The 2,681-nt window shown below is 73.1% G+C and carries 3 protein-coding genes; 2 read left to right on the forward strand and 1 reads right to left on the reverse strand.

What is annotated here, in order from left to right; all coding sequences use genetic code 11:
* The coding region (locus tag CCS38_RS31035) for a cation transporting ATPase C-terminal domain-containing protein (RefSeq protein ID WP_223736658.1) at positions 1–287 on the forward strand (287 nt) is incomplete at its 5' end.
* Here CCS38_RS31035 and mdlC read toward each other — a convergent pair.
* Positions 274–1,866 (reverse strand): benzoylformate decarboxylase, encoded by a 1,593-nt coding sequence (gene mdlC, locus CCS38_RS31040; protein ID WP_223736659.1) that lies wholly within the window; start codon positions 1,864–1,866, stop codon positions 274–276. The genes CCS38_RS31035 and mdlC overlap by 14 nt on opposite strands.
* A 204-nt stretch (positions 1,867–2,070) precedes the next feature.
* On the opposite strand from mdlC, the gene CCS38_RS31045 reads away from it, so the two are divergent.
* Positions 2,071–2,681: MFS transporter (locus tag CCS38_RS31045; protein WP_223736660.1), on the forward strand; the 611-nt coding region annotated here is incomplete at its 3' end.

The following is a 2,681-nucleotide window of genomic DNA, read 5'->3' on the forward strand; positions in this document are numbered from 1 at the left end:
CGCTGGTCGCCACCCAGCTCGGCCAGACCCTGCTGATCGGCGGCCGGGACCGGTCCGTCGTGGCGTCCGCCGTCGGCTCGATGGCGGCCCTCGCGGCCGTCGTCCAGACGCCGGGGCTCAGCCACTTCTTCGGCTGCACCCCGCTCGGGCCGGTCGCCTGGACGATCGCCCTGGGCGCGGCCGGCGCGGCGACGGCGGGCTCGCCCTTCCTCCCGCCGCTGATCACCCGCATGGAGGCGCTGGCGACCCGGAAGAAGGGAGAACCGGCCGTGGCTACGGCTCCGTGAGTTCGGTCGCCACTTCGATGACGGCGGGCCGGCGGCTGCCGAGTGCGTCCTTCAGGGCGCGCACGAAGTCCTCGCCGGTCCGCACGGCGCTCGCCGCGACCCCGTAACCCCCGGCGAGCCGGACGAAGTCGATGCCGGGCACGTCCATGCCCGGCGTCTCCCCGGAGTCCAGCACCTTGGAGAACCAGCGCAGCGCGCCGTACGTACCGTTGTTGAGGATCACGATGATCACCGGGATGCCGTACCGGGCGGCCGTCCACAGCGCCGTGATGCCGTAGTTCGCCGACCCGTCGCCGATCAGCCCGATCACCTGCCGCTCGGTGTGCGCCAGTTGCGCGCCGACGGCGGCGGGCAGCCCGAAGCCCAGCCCGCCGGAGGCCGGAAAGAAGTAACTGCCCGGCAGGGAGAGGTCCAGCTGCGACCAGAACGCGCCGGTCGTGGAGGTGGACTCCTTCACGTACACCGCGTCCTGCGGCGCGGTCCTGCGCAGCAGCGCGAACAGTTCCTCCGGATGCAGCCGGTCGCCGGACGCGGCGGCGGGCGCGGGCCGGAAGTCCGGCAGCGGGGGCAGGGCCGGGCGCCGCCCGCCGGTCACCGCGTCCGCGACCCGTGCCAGCGCCTCCCGCACCCCGCCGACCAGCGCCTCGCCCATCGGCGCCCGCGCCGCCTCGCCCGGGTCGCTGGTGAGGTGGATCAGCCGCGCGCCCTCGGGCAGATACGCGCCGGGCACGAACTGGTGGTACCGGAACACCGGAGCCCCGGCGACCAGGATCACGTCGTGCCCGGCCAGCGCGTCGCTCACGCCCTGTACGGCGGCGGGCAGCACGCCGCGGAAGGCGGGGTGCCGGGTCGGAAACGGGCAGCGGGACGCCGAGGGCGCGATCCACACCGGCGCGCTCAGCTTCTCCGCCAGCCGCACGGCATCGGCATTGGCCCCCTCGGCATCGACCTCCGGGCCCAGCACCAGCACGGGGTTCTCGGCCGCGTCCAGGGCCACCGCAAGGTCGTCGAGTTGCGCCCCGCTCAGCGAGCCGGCCGCCGCCGTCCGACGCACCGTCAGATGCCGTATCCCCTCCGGTGCTTCCTGTGCCCAGTCGTCGTAGGGCACCGACACGTACACCGGCCCCTTGGCCGGCAGATTGGCCAGGTGGATCGCCTGGCTGAGCGCGCGCGGCACGTCCGCCGCGCAGGCCGGCTCGCAGGCCCACTTGACCAACGGCTTCGGCAGGGAGGGCGCGTCCATGTTCGCCAGCATGACTTCCTGGCCGACCGTCGAGCGCACCTGCTGGCCCGCGGTGATCACCAAGGGGCTGTGCGCGTACACGGAGTTGGCGAGCATGCCCATCGCGTTGCCGGTACCGGCGGCCGCGTGCAGATTCACGAACGCGGCGGCGCCGCGTGCCTGCGCGTACCCGTCGGCCATCGCCAGCACCGCCCCCTCGTGCAGCCCGAGGACGTAACGGAAGTCATCCGGCAGCCCGGCGAGGAACGGCAGCTCGTTCGAGCCCGGATTGCCGAAGACGGTCGTCAGGCCGTGCGCCCGGAGCAGCTCGTACGTCGCGTCCCTCACCGTGGCCATCGGTTCTCCCCTTCGCGTGCTGATGTCGGGCCTCACCGTAGGAGCGGCACACGGGGACAGGTCAATGACTCCTGTACACCCATTGACAGCCGCCGGGTGCGGCCCGAAACTCGTGCCACTCGCTCGGTGAATGAGATTTCACCAGGCGAACAAAGTGAGCAAGAGCCGATGTGTCGATCCGCCGCACAGACTCCAGGGACACCCATGACACACACCTTCCGCACGGTCTTCCCGGTCCTGGCCCTGTGCTGGCTCGCGGTCTTCTTCGACGGGATGGACGTCAACATCTACGGCGCCGTCATGCCGCACATGCTCGACGACCCCGGCCTCGGCCTCACCCCCGCGAGCGCCGGCTCGATCGGCAGCTGGACCGCCTTCGGCATGTTCTTCGGCGCGCTCGCCGCCGGCAACGTCACCGACTGGCTCGGCCGCCGCTCCACCCTCGTGGCCAGTGTCGTGCTCTTCTCGCTCGGCTCCGGGGTCTGTGCCCTCGCCGGCGATCCGACGGTCTTCGGCGCCGGCCGGTTCCTCGCCGGCATCGGCCTCGGCGGCCTCACCCCGCTGGCCCTCGCGATGGTGCTGGAGTTCGCGCCGCCCGGCCGGGCCGCGCTCACCACCGGCCTGCTGATGTCCTCGTACCACGCGGGCGGCATGGCGGCGACCGGCATCGGGCTCGGCCTGGCGCCCGCAGCGGGCTGGCGCGCCGTGTTCTGGGCGGGCGTGCTGCCCGCCCTCATCGCCGTACCGCTGCTCCTGAAGTACCTCCCCGAGTCGCCCGGCGTGCTCCTCGCGCGCGGCGACCGCACCCGGGCCGA

This window comes from Streptomyces purpurogeneiscleroticus (assembly GCF_020024005.1).
Classification (GTDB): Bacteria; Actinomycetota; Actinomycetes; order Streptomycetales; family Streptomycetaceae; genus Streptomyces; species Streptomyces purpurogeneiscleroticus.